Annotated in this window: 13 protein-coding genes; all 13 read left to right on the forward strand. The window is 62.5% G+C overall.

The genetic code is table 11. The annotated features are described in order from the left end of the window. The first annotated feature begins 113 nt into the window (after window positions 1–113). The 13 genes from ACH6CV_RS15080 to fusA all read left to right on the forward strand — a co-directional run bounded on the left by ACH6CV_RS15080 (window position 114) and on the right by fusA (window position 16,685). Window positions 114–515: a BlaI/MecI/CopY family transcriptional regulator gene (locus ACH6CV_RS15080; protein WP_456359040.1), complete on the forward strand. Its 402-nt coding sequence runs from the start codon at window positions 114–116 to the stop codon at window positions 513–515. A 47-nt stretch (window positions 516–562) separates the two neighbouring features. Then, window positions 563–919, forward strand: coding sequence for a DUF4180 domain-containing protein (locus tag ACH6CV_RS15085; protein WP_456359041.1), 357 nt, complete (start codon window positions 563–565; stop codon window positions 917–919). 499 nt (window positions 920–1,418) lie between these two features. Beyond that, window positions 1,419–5,225: a DNA-directed RNA polymerase subunit beta gene (gene rpoB, locus ACH6CV_RS15090; protein WP_456359042.1), complete on the forward strand. Its 3,807-nt coding sequence runs from the start codon at window positions 1,419–1,421 to the stop codon at window positions 5,223–5,225. A gap of 35 nt (window positions 5,226–5,260) precedes the next feature. Continuing rightward, on the forward strand, window positions 5,261–8,806 hold the full coding sequence (rpoC, locus tag ACH6CV_RS15095; RefSeq protein WP_456359043.1) for a DNA-directed RNA polymerase subunit beta': 3,546 nt from the start codon (window positions 5,261–5,263) through the stop codon (window positions 8,804–8,806). 391 nt (window positions 8,807–9,197) lie between these two features. Further along, complete coding sequence (locus ACH6CV_RS15100) at window positions 9,198–9,590, forward strand: hypothetical protein (protein ID WP_456359044.1); 393 nt, start codon at window positions 9,198–9,200, stop codon at window positions 9,588–9,590. Window positions 9,591–9,681: 91 nt separating this feature from the next. Then, entirely contained in the window at window positions 9,682–10,710 is a 1,029-nt protein-coding gene (locus tag ACH6CV_RS15105) for a hypothetical protein (RefSeq protein ID WP_456359045.1), read from the forward strand. Between the two features lie 14 nt (window positions 10,711–10,724). Next, the gene (locus ACH6CV_RS15110; protein ID WP_456359046.1) at window positions 10,725–11,480 is read left to right on the forward strand and encodes a hypothetical protein; all 756 of its coding nucleotides are present in this window, start codon (window positions 10,725–10,727) and stop codon (window positions 11,478–11,480) included. Next, entirely contained in the window at window positions 11,473–12,336 is an 864-nt protein-coding gene (locus ACH6CV_RS15115; protein ID WP_456359047.1) for a hypothetical protein, read from the forward strand. Before ACH6CV_RS15110 ends, ACH6CV_RS15115 begins: the two co-directional genes overlap by 8 nt. A gap of 14 nt (window positions 12,337–12,350) precedes the next feature. After that, complete coding sequence (locus ACH6CV_RS15120) at window positions 12,351–12,980, forward strand: ATP-binding cassette domain-containing protein (RefSeq protein ID WP_456359048.1); 630 nt, start codon at window positions 12,351–12,353, stop codon at window positions 12,978–12,980. 151 nt (window positions 12,981–13,131) lie between these two features. Further along, window positions 13,132–13,371: a ribosomal L7Ae/L30e/S12e/Gadd45 family protein gene (locus ACH6CV_RS15125; protein ID WP_456359049.1), complete on the forward strand. Its 240-nt coding sequence runs from the start codon at window positions 13,132–13,134 to the stop codon at window positions 13,369–13,371. 79 nt (window positions 13,372–13,450) lie between these two features. Further along, a complete protein-coding gene (gene rpsL, locus ACH6CV_RS15130; protein ID WP_456359050.1) occupies window positions 13,451–13,825 on the forward strand; it encodes a 30S ribosomal protein S12 in 375 nt (124 codons plus the stop codon). A gap of 241 nt (window positions 13,826–14,066) precedes the next feature. After that, window positions 14,067–14,537 carry a 30S ribosomal protein S7 gene (gene rpsG / locus ACH6CV_RS15135; RefSeq protein ID WP_456359051.1) on the forward strand — a complete coding sequence of 157 codons (471 nt, stop codon included), beginning with the start codon at window positions 14,067–14,069 and terminating at the stop codon, window positions 14,535–14,537. Window positions 14,538–14,621: 84 nt separating this feature from the next. Beyond that, window positions 14,622–16,685, forward strand: coding sequence for an elongation factor G (gene fusA / locus ACH6CV_RS15140; protein WP_456359052.1), 2,064 nt, complete (start codon window positions 14,622–14,624; stop codon window positions 16,683–16,685). The last annotated feature ends 207 nt before the right edge of the window (window positions 16,686–16,892 follow it).

The following is a 16,892-nucleotide window of genomic DNA, read 5'->3' on the forward strand; positions in this document are numbered from 1 at the left end:
TTATCATTAATAATCAACTTTATCAAGTGGTCCATCAAAAAGATGCGTTGACAAACAAATACAATGAATCTATACTGTACATGTGGCTCGCGCCATGGAAGGAGTGCTTACCCATGCCAACGAGGTTGACGAGCAAGGAGCAGGAGGTTCTGAAACTGCTCATGGATTCGGATCGGGCGCTGACCGCGTCGGAGATGGTCGCGCGGGACGCAGCGCTCAACATCAACACGGTGCAGACCGTGTTGCGTTCGCTGCTGAAGAAGGGTTTCATCGAGGTGGCCAACATCGTGTACAGCGGCAAGGTGCTATGCCGCAACTACAAGCCCACCGCGCAGGCCACGGAAGCCATATTCGACGCATTTGTCTCGCAGTTCCACCGCCTGCGCAGGAATGTGCCCGCCCCGCAAATCTTCGCCGGCCTGATCGACGGCGAGGCAGCCGAGCCGGCGGTTCTGGACGAACTGGAAGCGCTGATCGCGCGGCGGAAGGCGGCCTTGGCGAAGAGGGATACATAAAGGTCGAGGAGGCGGTCCTGCGCGCCCCTGCGAGGAGGTGGGTCCTTATGGAACTGAAAGAGGTTGCCCCCGGCGTCGCCCTGGTTCGAGGCGAGGGCCTTGCGATCGCCGGTGTACAGGATGCGCTCGACCTGATCGCAACGGCCAACTGGCAGCTGAACGCGCAGAGGATCGCGATCGCCAAGGAGCAGATCGACGGGCGCTTCTTCGTGCTCTCGAGCGGCCTGGCGGGCGAGGTGCTGCAGAAGTTCGTCAACTACGGCGCGAAGCTCGCCATCTACGGCGACTTCTCGGGCTACACCAGCAAGCCGCTTAGAGATTTCATCTACGAAAGCAACAACGGCCGCGACGTGTTCTTCGCCGGCACCGAGGCGCAGGCGGTCGAGCGGCTGACGCAGCTATGACTCACCGCCGCCGGCGCGAATCCTGGCGAAGGGCGGCGGGCCCGAAAACGCGAAATTGAAAGATTTGATCCAAAGAAGTTGTGAAGATGAAGGATTTAATGCAATACAGACCGGGCGCGCCTCGCGTACACCCGGTCTGTATTGCGCATTCCGTCGCGCAAGAAAACGAACAAATGTTCTATCGTCGACGGGCCGCGGCGTTATAATTGCGTTAAATATGCCGTTTATGAGCCAAACAGGCCCCCAAAACACACCCCGCCCCTCTTGACAGCGCGTGAACAGGATGGTAACATAGATAATTGCACTAATATGGGCATCTGAACCGTTTTTGGCCTGAATGCGGGAAAGCATACAATGCGTCCCTCGGGGACAGGGGTATTGTACACCCGACGGGCGGAAAATGCAATAGGTGCGAATCGAAATTTTTACCGAAAAGCCGAATTCTGTTTTGAGCAGGCGGACGACCCGGTGGAACACATAGTAAGGGGTGGTTGCATCAATGGAACAGAGAGAACGTATCTGTCACGAGCATGAGATGCAGGTAGGCAAGCGCACGCGCATGAGCTTTGCCCGCATCGAGGAATCGCTGCCGGTACCCGATCTGATCGAGATCCAAAAGAACTCCTACCAGCGCTTCCTGAGGGAAGATCTGCGGGAGGTGCTGCGCGACGTTTCGCCGATCACCGACTACTCCGAGAGTCTCATTTTGGAGTTCGTCGACTATTCGCTCGACGACGCCCCCAAGTACACGGTGGAGAAGTGCAAGGAGCGCGACGCCACCTACGCCGCGCCGCTCAAGGTGACGGTGCGCCTGACCAACACCGAAACCCACGAAATCAAGGAATCCGAAGTGTTCATGGGCGATTTCCCGCTGATGACCGACCATGGTACCTTCATCATCAACGGTGCGGAGCGCGTCATCGTCAGCCAGCTCGTGCGCTCGCCCGGCGTCTACTACGCCAAGACCATCGACAAGTCGGGCAACAACCTGTTTTCCGCAACCATGATCCCCAACCGCGGCGCCTGGATCGAGTACGAGACCGACTCCAACGGCGTGCTCTACGCACGCATCGACCGCGCGCGCAAGCTGCCGATTACGGTGCTGCTGCGCGCGCTCGGCTACGAGAGCGACGCCCAACTGATCGACATCCTGGGCGACGACGAGCGCGTGTCGGCCACGATCGCGCGCGACGCCTCCACCGACGAGCGCGGCGAGCGCGTGCGTCCGCGGCGCGAGCAGGCGCTGATCGAGATCTACAATAAGCTGCGCCCTGGCGAGCCGCCGTCGGTGGACTCGGCCACCAATTTGATCAATTCGCTGTTCTTCGACCCCAAGCGCTACGACCTGGCGCGCGTGGGGCGTTATAAATACAACAAAAAGCTATCGGTGGCGCGCCGCATTGTGTCGGGCGTCGCGGCCGAGGCCATCGTGCACCCCTATACCGGCGAAGTGCTGGTCGAGGCCGGACAGACGATCTCGCGCGACGCGTCCGAAGCCATCCAGGACGCCGGCGTCAATGAGGTCAAGCTGACGGTCGAGCTGCACGAGGTCAAGGTCATCGGCAACAACTTCGTGTGGATCGACAAGTTCCTCGAGGGCTACGATGCCGAGCTGTCGGCCCAGCTCAAGGACAGCGCGCTCGAGCTGCCCGAGCGCGTGCATCTGCCCACCTTGCTCGAGCTGGCCGCGCGTTGCAAGCAGGAGGGCGTCCCCTTCGTGCAGCTGCTCAGCGAAAACCAAGGCAAGCTGATCCCCAAGTACATCCTGGTCGACGACATCGTGGCCTCGGCCAACTACCAGGTGGGGCTGTTCCACGGCATCGGCGAGATCGACGACATCGACCACCTGGGCAACCGGCGCCTGCGCAGCGTGGGCGAGCTTTTGCAAAACCAGATCCGGGTGGGGCTTTCGCGCCTGGAACGCGTGGTCAAGGAGCGCATGGCGATCCAGGACCTCGACAAGGTGCGCCCGCAGGATCTGATTAACATCCGTCCGGTGTCGGCGGCGATCAAGGAGTTCTTCGGCTCCTCGCAGCTGTCGCAGTTCATGGATCAGCCCAATCCCTTGGCCGAGCTGACCCACAAGCGCCGCCTGTCGGCGCTGGGCCCGGGCGGCCTCAACCGCGACCGCGCCTCGTTCGCGGTGCGCGACGTGCACTACTCCCACTACGCGCGCATCTGCCCGATCGAGACGCCTGAAGGCCCCAACATCGGCCTGATCGGTTCGCTCGCCACCTACGCGCGCATCAACGAATACGGCTTCATCGAGGCGCCTTACCGGCGCATTGACCCCGAGACCAACCTGGCGACCGACGAGATCGTCTATATGACGGCCGACGAGGAAGATCAGTACGTCATCGCGCAGGCCAACGAGATGCTCGACGACAGGGGGGCCTTCATCAACGAACGGGTGACGGTGCGCATCCGCGAGGAGATCACCGAGGTGGACAAGGTGCAGGTCGACTACATCGACGTAAGCCCCCGCCAGCTGATCTCGGTGGCGACCGGCATGATCCCCTTCCTGGAAAACGACGACGCCAACCGCGCGCTGATGGGCTCGAACATGCAGCGCCAGGCGGTACCGCTGCTCGTGCCCGAAGCGCCCATCGTGGGCACCGGCATCGAGTACAAGGCCGCCTGCGACTCGGGCGTGGTGACGATGAGCCGCAAGAGCGGCTCGGTGACCCGCGTGACCGCCCGGGAAGTCGTGGTCAGGGGCGACGACGGCAAGGATTACAGCTACCCGCTCTCCAAGTTCGCGCGCTCCAACCAGGGCACCTGCATCAACCAGCACCCGGTCGTCGAGCGCGGCGAGAAGGTGACCCAGGAGACCGTGATCGCCGACGGCCCCTCGACCGACCAGGGCGAGATCGCGCTCGGGCGCAACGCGCTGATCGGCTTCATGACCTGGGAGGGCTACAACTACGAGGACGCCATCCTCATCAGCGAGCGGCTGGTCAAGGACGATGTGTACACCTCGATCCACATCGAGGAGTACGAATCCGAGGCGCGCGACACCAAATTGGGGCCCGAGGAGATCACGCGCGACATCCCAGGTGTGGGCGAGGACGCGCTGCGCGACCTCGACGAATACGGCATCATCCGCATCGGCGCCGAGGTGCGCGCCAACGACATCCTGGTCGGCAAGGTGACGCCCAAGGGCGAGACCGAGCTGACCGCCGAGGAGCGGCTGCTGCGCGCCATCTTCGGCGACAAGGCGCGCGAGGTGCGCGACACCTCGCTGCGCGTGCCGCACGGCGAGTTCGGCATCGTGGTGGACGTCAAGGTGTTCACCCGCGAGAACAAGGACGAGCTGTCGCCCGGCGTCAACCAGATGGTGCGCGTCTACATCGCGCAGAAGCGCAAGATATCCGTCGGCGACAAGATGGCCGGCCGCCACGGCAACAAGGGCGTCGTCTCGCGCATCCTGCCCGAGGAGGACATGCCCTTCCTGCAGGACGGTACGCCGCTGGACATCGTGCTCAACCCGCTGGGCGTGCCCAGCCGCATGAACATCGGCCAGGTGCTCGAGGTTCACTTGGGGCTGGCCGCGCGCGCGCTCGGCTGGCATGTGGCTACGCCCGTGTTCGACGGCGCGAGCGAGGACGACATCATGGCCTGCCTCGCCGCCGCCGGCAATCTGACCGACGAACCGCTGTTCACCCCCGCGGGCAAGCCCGCGATCCAGTTCTCCCGCTGCGGCATCAACCCCTCGGGCAAGCTGTGGGTGTACGACGGGCGCACCGGCGACCGTTTCGACAATCCGGTCACCGTGGGCTACATGTACATGCTCAAGCTCCACCACCTGGTCGACGACAAGATCCACGCCCGATCGACCGGCCCGTACTCGCTGGTCACCCAGCAGCCGCTCGGCGGCAAGGCGCAGTTCGGCGGGCAGCGCTTCGGCGAGATGGAGGTGTGGGCGCTCGAGGCCTACGGCGCGGCGCACGTGCTGCAGGAGATACTGACCGTCAAGTCGGACGACGTGGTGGGCCGCGTCAAGACCTATGAGGCCATCGTCAAGGGCGAGAACATCCCCGAGCCGGGCGTGCCCGAGTCGTTCAAGGTGCTGATTAAGGAGTTGCAGTCGCTCTCGCTGGACATCAAGGTGCTGGCGGAGGACAAGCAGGAGATCGAGATCCGCGAGCTCGAGGACGAGGGAGTCCCGGTGGACGCCGAGCTCAAGGAAGACGTCACCATCACCATGGAGGAGGACTTCGCCGAAGCCGGCGAGGCCGACGAGGCCGACGCGTTTGACTTCGACGACATGGGCCTGGACGACGAACTCCTCGACGACGATTTTTAGGCTGTAGCGCCTTTGCATAGAAGGGAGCGGTTGTTTTGCCTGAACTGACAAACCTTGATTCCATACAGATTGGCCTGGCCTCCCCCGAAAAGATCCGCGAGTGGTCGCACGGCGAGGTGGAGAAGGCCGAGACGATCAACTACCGTACGCTCAAGCCCGAGCGCGACGGCCTGTTCTGCGAGCGCATCTTCGGGCCCACCAAGGACTGGGAGTGCTACTGCGGCAAGTACAAGCGCACCCGGTTCAAGGGCGTGGTGTGCGACAAATGCGGCGTGGAGGTTACAAAGTCGAAGGTGCGCCGCGAGCGCATGGGCCACATCGAGCTGGCCGCGCCGGTCAGCCACATCTGGTACTTCAAGGGCATCCCGAGCCGGATGGGCATGCTGCTGAGCATCTCGCCGCGCTCGCTCGAGCAGGTGCTGTACTTCGCGGCCTACATCGTGCTCGACCCCGGCGACACGACGCTTGAGCGGCACCAGCTGCTGACCGAAACCGAATACCAAAGGAAGCTGGCGGATTTTGGCGCGGGCACGTTCCGCGTCGGGATCGGCGCGGAAGCCGTGCGCGAAATGCTGCGCGGGCTCGACCTCGAATCGCTGTCGGTCAGCCTGCGCGCCGAGATCGACGAACTGACCAAGAAGGAGACCGGGCGTCAGACCGAGGGTCAAAAGCGCACCCGCATCGTGAAAAGGCTCGAGGTGGTCGAGGCCTTCCGCCAGAGCGGCAACAAGCCCGAGTGGATGATTTTGGATGTGGTGCCGGTCATCCCGCCGGAATTGCGCCCGATGGTGCAGCTCGACGGCGGCCGGTTCGCCACCGCCGACCTCAACGATCTGTACCGCCGCGTGATTAACCGAAACAACCGCTTGAAGCGCATGCTCGAGATGGGCGCGCCCGACATCATCGTGCGCAATGAAAAGCGCATGCTGCAGGAGGCCGTGGACGCGCTGATCGACAACGGCCGGCGCGGCCGCGCGGTTACCGGCGCGGGCGGGCGTCAGCTCAAGAGCCTGTCGGACCTGCTGCGCGGCAAGCAGGGCCGCTTCCGCCAGAACTTGCTGGGCAAGCGCGTCGACTACTCGGGCCGCTCGGTCATCGTGGTCGGCCCCAACCTGAAGCTCTACCAGTGCGGTCTGCCCAAGGAGATGGCGCTCGAGCTGTTCAAGCCCTTCGTCATCGAGCGGCTGGTCAACCAGGGTTCGGCCGTCAATGTCAAGACCGCCAAGCGCGCCGTCGAACGGCTGCGCAGCGAGGTTTGGGACGTGCTCGAGGAGGTCATCCGCGACCATCCGGTCATGCTCAACCGCGCGCCGACGCTGCATAGGTTGGGCATCCAGGCGTTCGAGCCGGTGTTGGTCGAGGGCAAGGCGCTGAAACTGCATCCGCTGTGCTGCACCGCCTTCAACGCCGACTTCGACGGCGACCAGATGGCCGTGCACGTGCCGCTGTCGATGGAAGCGCAGTCCGAGGCCCGCTTCCTGATGCTGGCCGCGAACAATATTTTGAAGCCCCAGGACGGCAAGCCGGTCATCTCGCCCACGCAGGACATGGTCATGGGCTGCTACTACCTGACCCAGGTGCGCGAGGGCGCGCCCGGCGAGGGCAAGTTCTTCACCGACGCCGACGAGGCGCTGATGGCCTACCAGGTGGGCGCGCTGTCGTTGCAGGCCGAGTGCCACATCCGGATGAAGAAGGTGATCGGGGGCGAGACGCACACGCGCATCATCAAGACCACGATCGGGCGCGTGATCTTCAACCAGGCCGTGCCGCAGGACCTCGGCATGGTGAAGCGCGACACGATCGACGACATGTTCAGGCTCGAGGTCGAGATGGTGGTTGACAAGAAGCAATTGGGCAAGGTGGTCGACAACTGCTACCGCGTGCACGGCGTGACGCGTACCGCGCACATGCTCGACGCGATCAAGGAGCTGGGCTTCAAGTTCTCCACCCGCGGCGCGGTCACGGTATCGGTGGCCGACATCGTCGTGCCGCCGCAGAAGAAGGTCATCCTCAAGGACGCCGAGGATCAGGTGCACGCGATCGGGCGCGAGTTCAAGCGCGGCCGCCTGTCGGAAAACGAGCGCTATCTCCAGGTCACGCGCATCTGGGAGGACGCCACCAAGGCGGTCACCGGCGCGGTCATGGATTCGCTCGACAAGTTCAACCCGATCTACATGATGGCCAACTCGGGCGCGCGCGGCTCGGTCAACCAGATCCGCCAGCTGGCCGGCATGCGCGGCCTGATGGCCTCGCCCAGCGGCAAGATCATCGAGTTGCCCATCCGCGCCAACTTCCGCGAGGGCCTGTCGGTGCTGGAGTTTTTCATCTCCTCGCACGGCAGCCGCAAGTCGCTGGCCGATACCGCGCTGCGCACGGCCGACTCGGGCTACATGACGCGCCGCCTGGTCGACGTATCGCAGGACATCATCGTGCGCGAGGTCGATTGCTTTGAAAGCCGCGGCGAGCGCGTGCGCGGGCTCAGGGTCAGCGAAATCGTGGCCGACGGCCAGCCGCTCGAATCGCTCGAGGATCGCATCCGCGGGCGCGTGTCGGCCGAGGACGTGCTCGACCCGAAGACCGGAGAGGTGGTCGTGAAGCTCAACGAGCTGATTACCCACGACGTGGCGCGCCGCGTCATGGCGGCCGGCGTCGAGGAGATGAACGTGCGCTCGGTCTTGACCTGCCGCAATGAGCACGGCGTGTGCGCGCGCTGCTATGGCGCGAACATGGCGCACGGGGGACTCGTCGACGTGGGCGAGGCGGTGGGCATCATCGCGGCGCAGTCGATCGGCGAGCCCGGCACGCAGCTGACGATGCGTACCTTCCATACCGGCGGCGTGGCCTCCGGCGCCGACATCACGCAGGGTCTTCCGCGCGTGGAGGAGCTGTTTGAGGCGCGCAAGCCCAAGCTCGAGGCCACGCTGGCCGAGATCTCGGGCACGGTCAGCATGTCCACCGACGCCAAGAAGCGCCGCGAGATCGTGATTACCGGCGGCGACCACGAGGTCAAGAAGTATTCGGTCAACTACGGCTCCAAGATCAAGGTCGTCGAGGGCGACCACGTCGAGGCCGGCGAGGAATTGATCGAGGGCTCGATCAATCCGCACGACCTGCTGCGTATCCTGGGCGTAAAGGCGGTGCAGGAGTACCAGGTCAAGGAAGTGCAGCTGGTGTACCGCCGCCAGGGCGTGGAAATCGCCGACAAGCACATCGAGGTGATCGTGCGCCAGATGCTGCGCAAGGTCAAGGTGGACGACGCCAACGACACGGAGCTTCTGCCCGGCGCGCTGGTCGACATTTTCCGCTTCGAGCAGGAAAACGAAGCTACGATCGCGCGCGGCGGCCGTCCCGCGACCGCCAAGCGCGTGCTGCTCGGCATCACCAAGGCGTCGCTCGCGACCGACTCGTTCCTCTCGGCTGCCTCGTTCCAGGAAACCACTCGCGTGCTGACCGAGGCCGCGATCAAGGGCAAGATCGACCCGCTGCTTGGGCTCAAGGAAAACGTAATCATCGGCAAGCTGATCCCCGCCGGTACCGGTATGAGACGCTACAAGGCCATCGACATCCACGAGGCGTACTGATTGAAATTCGTGGGAGGGGCTACTCGCCCCTCCCAACCCCATCCCCTCGGCTCGTCGACTTTCCGACGTGCCCGGCGGGGTTTGCCGACAAGCTGAGGCCGCCGCGAGGCGGCCTTTGGCGTCAAACGGCCGCGTTTGCGGGATGGCGGAGCCACCAGCGGCCCCGCGCTTGGCCTGAAATAAGGGAAGAATATATGTACTATATAATTTTATATATACACCGTGATTGCCACAAATCAGACTAATAAAAGACAAAAAATATTTACATATGCATGGTAAAATAATGGTAAACAGCAAAGGCATGCATGCAACCTCGGCTTTCGAGGAGTTTGCTGTGAAGGCACCGGTGTTGTCGGGATTGCGCTTTGACTGGTTGAGGAAGGAGGTCACCATGGAGAAGTTTGCACGCATGTTTGTGTTGCTGATCGTGGGGATGGCACTGTTGGCGCCTACGGCACTTGCGATTTCTTTCGAATATAATTATGGTGCTACTTTGGCGGTGGGTGAGTACAGGACGACGTCGAAGAAAGTGAAGGAATTTACCGGAGGCGCGGGCGTCGACCCTGAGGTTCACAACCCCAGTGGGGTTCGGGTCCGCTACAACATGCGCAAGCCCAATGGCAATTTGGCCGGTCAAGATGTCTACAAGACGAAACGGACGGGGGCGTTTTATATCCCCTATTTGTCGGGTGAGGGCAATCTCGGCCGGCGATACGGCCTGACGGCCCGAAACACGGTAGAGAACGATCGACCCGTTACAACATCTGGAACCTGGGGTCCGTAATTCCCACATGGAATCATGGGGTTGGCGCAGCGCTACGTCGATTGGAACGCGCGCCAACCCCATCCTTTGACGCGAAACGGAGGCGAGGCAGGTGCGGTTTTACCGATGGATCGGCGCCATATTGCTGATGGCGGCGTTGTTGGCGCTCGCGCAAGCGAGCGCTGTGCAAGAGACGGACGCGCAGCGGTTTAAAAAAACCTACGACGTGGGCGGCGCGCAGCTGGTGTTTGACGCGCAAGTGGACCGGCCCGTACATACGGATGCGCAGCCCGTGCTGGTGCGCTACGCCGAGTGGACGCCCGAACGGCTGAACGGCGTGTTCTTGGAAGGGCGCGGGGTCGAAATGGACGTGGTAAGGGAACACATCGAATATGTTGGAGCAGACGGGACGTACATGGCGGCAGATCCGCAGGGGTTTGTCCAGTACAAATCGGCCGCCATATCGGGCGATCACGCGGTGCGGCTGTACGCCGACGCGTGCGATGGGCTGGATGAGCGCGGCGCGGTGGACGGATATCCGTTCGAAGAGGCGCTTGCGCAGATCCGGGCGTTGTGCGACCGGATGGGTGCGACGTTTGTGGTCAAAAGCTACAGCGCGATCGACAGCCAAGCACTGTCCGAAAGTTATCGGGGCATCATGCGCCCGGGCTCCGGCCAGACGCTGCCGACCGAGCCGCCGCAACCGCCCGAAGGGTATACGGTGTACCTTGAGTTTTTGTACGAAGGGCTTTCGTTGATGCAGATTCCCAATACGCTCAACACGTTGAACGATTACGCGCTGGGCAGCGCCGCGATTGTATACGTAACCCGCGACGAGGGCGTGATTTCGTTTTTATGCGCGCCGCTGTGCGTGATGTACGATGTGCTGGAGACATCGCCCGACGCAGCCAAGCCTTCCATATCGATGGAGCAGGCGGTCGAGGCGGTCGTCAAGCAGTTTTCGCGCGTCATCGCGCGGGGAACGGTTGGCTTTGAACGCATCGCGTACGAGTACGTGCCCGTGCCGGTCAGGAAGCAGCCGGGTCAATTCCGGCTCATGCCCGCGTGGTGCTTCTACCGAGCGGGCGGCGCGGACGAACCGACGTTTGTGAACGCGCTCAGCGGCAAAGTCATCGAGTAAAGGGGGCGGCGCGATTGACAGGCATCGACGTGCGCCGCGCCTTTGGCCTTCAATTGGTGCTCGCGGCGCTGCTGTACTGCGCTCAATACCTGATCGGCGTGGGCTACGAAATCACGACGGGGCCGTACGACGTATACGTCTCGTTTGAGAACGGCCGGCTGTTCAGTTACCTGGTGTGGCTCGCGCCTGCGCTGGCGGCGCTGCCGTTCTCCACCAGTTTCTCGGCCGACTGGAAGAGCCGCTCGATCACCGCTCAATGGCTGCGCGCGGGTCGGCGGACATACATGCGGTCCAAGCTGATTGGCGCCGCGCTGACCGGCGGCTTGGCGTGCGCGGGCGGACTCATCCTGTTTTACCTGGCGCTGTTGCCGGGCGGACACACGGATTATTACGAAGCTGCGTTTGAATCGGTCGGCGGCATGATGGAGGTATTGCTCAATGGGCAGCCCGTCCAGTACCTGGCGGGCCTCGCGGTGCTCAAATGGCTGGAGGGCGCGTATTACGGGGCGGCGGCGCTGGCGTTTTCTGCCTTTTGCCCCAACGTATATCTCGTGTTGTGTTTCCCCATCTTCATGCATCGACTCACATCGGCACTGATGCGGTGGTGGCAGGCGCCGCGATGGATGAACTTGGCCATGTTGGGCAACGGGGAGATCGGGCTTGCGCTCTGGCCGACCCTGGGCGTAGGCGCGGCTGTGTTTTTGCCGCTGATTGTGCTCGGCTCGGCCGTGTTCGCGCTGGGCGTCAGGAGGAGGCTGGAGCATGGATAAATGCAACCGGGCGGTGAAGTGCGCGCTGTACAGCCTGCGCAAGCTGTTTACCAAGCCGAAAGGCCTGGCGATCCTGTTGTTTGTGGGGCTATACCTGGAGTCGGTTTGCCAGCCGTTGCGCGCGTTCTTGACGACGCACGGCGAATCGGTCAATGGGTTTGGATGGTTCGCGTTCTTGCTATCAGATTCCATGTTTGGAACGATTGCCGGAATAGGGCTCATGCTGTTGCTGGGCGACGCGCCGTTTTATGACGAGGCGCAGCCCTACGTGCTGCTGCGCGGGGGTAAGGGGCCATGGGTAACGGGCCAGATCCTGTATATCTTTGGGGTGACGGCGCTATATCTGTTGGTGCTGGTGGTGATGGAGCACATGGTCCTGGCGCCGCGCGTCGTGTACGACGCGCCCTGGGGGCGCGCGCTGCGCACGCTGGCCGAAACGCCCCAGGCGGCGTACGACCATGGACTGGGGATGCAACTGCCGGGCGTCATCGTCAGTCAATGGTCGCCCAGGCGCGCATTTTTGTTTTCGCTCATCCTGCGCTGGATCGCCTACGTCAGTTGCGCGCTGATCATGTTCACGCTCAACCTGACGCTGCGCAACAAGCTGGGCCTCATGGCCGCCTCGCTGTTGCTGCTGTTGGACCCCCTCATCGATACTTCTTTGCCCTACGTGTATTTCATCGTGTCCCCGGTTTCGCTGTCGCGGTTGTGCAACGTGGACTTTGGCTACAATCCCTACCTCGTGGATGTGGAGCCTTCGATGATGGTGCTGTGCGGGGTATTCGCGGTGCTCGTGATGCTGGCGTCGTTTTGCGGCAGGCGGTGCGACCTGGTGAGTGCTTCGCAGCGAGACTAAAGGAGGGTTGGCGGATGATCGACGTGAACCACCTCGTCAAGCGATACGGACAGGCGGCGGTGCTCAATGACGTGACCGTTCAATTCGAACGCGAAAAGATTCACGGCTTGATCGGGCGCAATGGATCGGGCAAGACAATGCTCATCCGGTGCATCTGCGGACTGATCCGGCCCACGTCCGGCACGATCACGGTCGACGGCGCGCGGGTCGTGGACGGCGTCATCCCCAAGAACCTGGGCGCCATTGTAGAGACACCAGGGTTTTTGCCATATTATTCAGGGATGCGTAACTTATCGCTGTTGGCCAGCATTCAAAAGCGCGTCGAGAAAACGATCGTGCAAGAGGCCATGCGCATGGTGGGACTCGACCCAGGCAGCAGGAAATGGGTGAGCAAGTATTCCATGGGCATGAAGCAGCGCTTAGGCATCGCGCAGGCTGTCATGGAGGACCCGGACCTGTTGCTGCTCGACGAGCCCATGAACGGTCTGGACAATGCAGGGGTTAAGGACATGCGCGCACTGTTCAAAGCGTTGAGGGCGCGGGGCAAGACCATACTGCTTGCCAGCCATAACCTCCAAGACATCGAGGAGCTTTGCGATACGGTTTGCGAAATGGATTTGGGCACGTTGACCCGAGTCCGGTAGCGCTTAGACGGACCGCCCATCGTTTATTCCCGCCCGTCACCGGAATGTTGCGGGCCTTTGTTGATCTCCACGATAGGTCGCCAAAGATTAATTTGACAAATTCCGTCCATAATGATATCCTGTTTAGGTTCGATAATGAGGAGGTCTGGTCATGGAAAGCTTGTCCGGCCCCGGGGCGGTCGTCGGGACGCGCCGGTTGGAAAAGGCCATCGAGGCCGACCGCGTGGCGGTCGCCTATGTGGCCGACGACGCCGACCTGATGATTAAAAACCGGCTGAACGCGCTGTGCGCGCGCCACGGCGTGCGCGTGGTGGGGGTCGCTTCCATGACGGAGCTCGGCAAGGCTTGCGGCATCGACGTGCCCTCGGCTTCGGCGGGCCTGCTCAAATAGGTTATCCTTTGCCTACAACGCTTCCTGGGGTTGAGGGAGTGCATATAGGATATCTAAAGAATCTCAAGGAGGTGCTTCCATGCCCACGATCAACCAATTGATCCGCAAGGGTAGGGAAAAAGTGACCAGCAAGTCGGGCTCGCCCATTCTGCAAAAGTGCCCGCAGAAGCGCGGTGTATGCCTTTCCGTTAAGACGCTGACGCCCAAGAAGCCCAACTCGGCGCTTCGCAAGATCGCGCGCGTTCGCCTGACGAACATGATCGAAGGCACGTGCTACATCCCGGGCATCGGCCACAACCTGCAGGAGCACTCCGTCGTGCTGATCCGCGGCGGCAAGGTGCGCGACCTGCCGGGTGTGCGCTACCACATCGTCCGCGGCGCGCTCGACGCGGCCGGCGTTGCCAAGCGCATGCAGAGCCGTTCCCTCTACGGTGCGAAGCGGCCCAAGAAGTAACGCGGCAGCCGTTGACCCATTTCCGAATGAGTCATCGGTTACCTTGGCGAACGGCGGCTGCAGGGCCGCGCCCGTGAGTCCAAAGGGTCTGAAGGAACGCGGACCGGATGGACAGGCGAGCGTGCGCCGCAAGGCTCGGACAGCGCCAACTGTTCGGGCGGCCTCTTTCGCTTAACTTTCTTTCGGAGCATCGCAGTTTTGCCGCGCCCGGCGCGGCCATTAGAAAGAGGAGGGAAATCCCATGCCCCGACGTGGTTTTATTCCGAAGCGCGAAGTGCTTACGGATCCCGTATACGGTTCGGTCACCGTGACCAAGTTGATTAACCAGATCATGTACGACGGCAAGCGCGGCGTCGCGCAGGCGGTGTGCTACGGCGCGTTTGAGACGGTCGCAGCCAAGACCGGCAAGGACGCCACCGAGGTGTTTAACCAGGCGCTCGCCAACATCATGCCCGCGCTCGAAGTCAAGGCGCGCCGCGTGGGCGGCACCACCTACCAGGTGCCCGTCGAGATTCGGCCCGAGCGCCGCCAGACGCTGGCGCTGCGTTGGCTGGTTACGTTCAGCCGCAAGCGCGGCGAGCGCGCGATGGCCGACCGCCTGGCCGGCGAGATCATGGACGCCGCGAACAACGCCGGCAACGCCGTGAAGCGCCGCGAGGACATGCACAAGATGGCGGAAGCGAACAAGGCGTTCGCCCACTACCGCTGGTGATTCGATACCTGGCAATTGGAGAAACTGTGTGAATAAAGGCAGAAAGCAAGCGCAACACTCTCTCAGGGAAGGAGGATGACGACTATGGCGAAGACCCATGAACTGACAAACGTGCGCAACATCGGCATTATGGCGCACATCGACGCCGGCAAGACCACGACCACGGAGCGCATCTTGTTCTATACCGGGCGCGTGCACCGCGTGGGCGAGACCCACGAAGGCAGCGCGACCATGGACTGGATGCAGCAGGAGCAGGAGCGCGGCATCACGATCACGTCGGCCGCGACCACCTGTGCGTGGCGCGATCATCAGATCAACATCATCGACACGCCGGGCCACGTGGACTTCACCGTCGAGGTCGAGCGTTCTCTCCGGGTGCTGGACGGCGCGGTGGCGGTGTTTTGCGCCAAGGGCGGCGTCGAGCCCCAGTCCGAGACCGTGTGGCGTCAGGCTACCAAGTACGGCGTACCCCGGCTCGCCTACATCAACAAGATGGACATCACCGGCGCGGACTTTTTCCGCGTGGTGGACATGATGAAGGAGCGTCTGGGCGCAAACGCGGTGCCGATCCAGATCCCGATCGGTGCGGAGGGCTCGTTCAGGGGCATGATCGACCTCATGAAGATGAAGGCCGAGATCTATACCGACGAGATGGGCACCACGCACGACGAGACCGACATACCCGATGATTTGAAGGACGAGGCCGAGCTCTATCGCTCGGCGCTGATCGAGTCGGTCGCGGAGACCGACGATGCCCTGATGGAGAAGTACCTGGAGGGCGAGATGCCCGGCAACCAGGAGATGATGACGGCGCTGCGCGCGGCCACGATCGCGGGCAAGATCACGCCGGTTTTGTGCGGCACATCCTACCGCAACAAGGGCGTGCAGCCGCTGCTCGACGCGATCATCGACTTTTTGCCCTCGCCGATCGATATCCCTCCGGTGCAGGGCGTAAAGCCCGGAACCGACGAGGTCATCGAGCGCGAGGCCGACGTGGACGGCGCCTTCTCGGGGCTGGCCTTCAAGGTGATGGCCGACCCGTTTGTAGGCAAGCTGGTGTTTATGCGCGTCTATTCGGGCAAGCTCTCATCAGGCAGCTACATCTACAACACGACCAAGGGCAAGCGCGAGCGCGTGGGGCGTATCCTGCGCATGCACGCCAACCACCGCGAGGACGTGGAAGAAATGCGCGCGGGCGATATCGTGGGCATCGTGGGCTTCCGCGACACCACGACCGGCGACACAGTGTGCGACGACAAGAACCCGATCATCCTCGAGAGCATGGAATTCCCGGATCCGGTTATTCGCGTCGCGATCGAGCCCAAGACCAAGGCCGGCCAGGATAAGATGACGCTGGCGCTGGTGCGGCTGGCCGAGGAAGACCCGACGTTCAAGACCTACTCCGACGAGAACACCGGCCAGACCATCATCGCGGGCATGGGCGAGCTGCACCTCGAGATCATCGTCGATCGGCTGCTGCGCGAGTTCAAGGTGGAGGCGACGGTCGGCAAGCCCCAGGTGGCCTACAAGGAGTGCATCCGCAAGGCCGCCAAGGCGGAGGGGCGCTACGTGCGCCAGACCGGCGGTCACGGTCAGTTCGGCCATTGCTGGATCGAGCTTCAACCGCGCAAGCCGGGCGAGGGCTACGAGTTCATCAACAAGATCGTGGGCGGCGTGATCCCGAAGGAGTACATCCCGGCGATCGACGCGGGCATCCGCGAGGCCTGCATGAGCGGCATCCTGGGCGGACACGAGGTGGTCGACTTCTCGGCCACGGTGTACGACGGCAGCTACCACGACGTGGACTCCAGCGAGATCGCATTCAAGATCGCGGGCTCGATGGCATTCAAGGAAGCGCTGCAGAAGGCCGACCCCGCGCTGCTCGAACCCATGATGCGCGTCGAAGTGGTCGTCCCCGACGACTACATGGGCGACGTCATCGGCGATTTGAATTCCCGCCGCGGGCGCGTGGCCGCGACCAATGCGCACGCCGGCCTGCAGTCGATCGACTGCATCGTGCCGCTGAGCGAGATGTTCGGCTACGCGACCGAGCTGCGCTCGCGCACGCAGGGGCGCGGCACCTACTCGATGCAGTTTGAGCATTACGAAGAAGTGCCCAAGAACATCGCGGCCAAGATACTGGGCTGACAGCGCCGTTGCGTAAATTCGGCTGCGGCCCGCCCTTGACCGGAATCCATTTGCACCGGCAGAGCCGGCACAAATGATTGTACATGGAGGGCTGCGACCCTCCAAACCTCCCGGGGTTTCGTAAGCGGTGGCTCCGGGCTGACAAGACTTTAGGAGGCAACAATAGCGATGGCGAAGGCGAAATTTGAGCGGAACAAGGTTCACGTA

Origin of the sequence: Anaerozeibacter quisquiliarum (genome assembly GCF_051162045.1) — a bacterium.
GTDB classification, from domain to species: Bacteria; Bacillota; Clostridia; order Christensenellales; family Aristaeellaceae; genus Anaerozeibacter; species Anaerozeibacter quisquiliarum.